At 43.5% G+C, this 496-nt stretch carries 2 tRNA genes; both read right to left on the bottom strand.

The features are described from left to right. Positions 1–202: 202 nt before the first annotated feature. Positions 203–277 (bottom strand) — tRNA-Glu (locus ACTHUR_RS19060). A 12-nt stretch (positions 278–289) separates the two neighbouring features. Beyond that, a tRNA-Arg gene (locus ACTHUR_RS19055) sits at positions 290–366 on the bottom strand. Between the last annotated feature and the right edge of the window lie 130 nt (positions 367–496).

The raw sequence follows: 496 nt of genomic DNA, 5'->3' as shown, positions 1-496 counted from the left end.
CCACCCAAGCAGGCAACACAAACCGCCACGCCATGAACGTTTTCCCTTAATTATGATTATTAGATATATAATAATAAATGCTTTTAGTAGATTATGACAAATGCCAACCTGCATGAGCAGATAAAAAGAGAGGTTCAAATCATTTCAAAACCAACAGACGCAAAAAAGCGCAATCTGAAACAGATTGCGCTTTTTTATAAACTGGCACGCCCACGGGGAATCGAACCCCGGTTACCGCCGTGAAAGGGCGATGTCCTAACCGCTAGACGATGGGCGCAGAGATTTTCTGTGGCGCACCCGGAGCGATTCGAACGCCCGACCCTCTGGTTCGTAGCCAGATACTCTATCCAACTGAGCTACGGGTGCATCAAGAAAGATTTGAATTATAAAGAGAGGGCTATTTACTGTCAAGCGTTTTATTTGGAAAACTTGCAGACAGCGTGTAAAATGCGCATTTGCTATTGAATTTACAGAGAATAAAATGTCAGATTTCGCA

The organism is Neisseria sp. P0021.S007 (genome assembly GCF_051956855.1).
The sequence above is the reverse complement of the archived record's forward strand: the minus strand, read 5'-3'. Positions and strand labels throughout refer to the sequence as shown.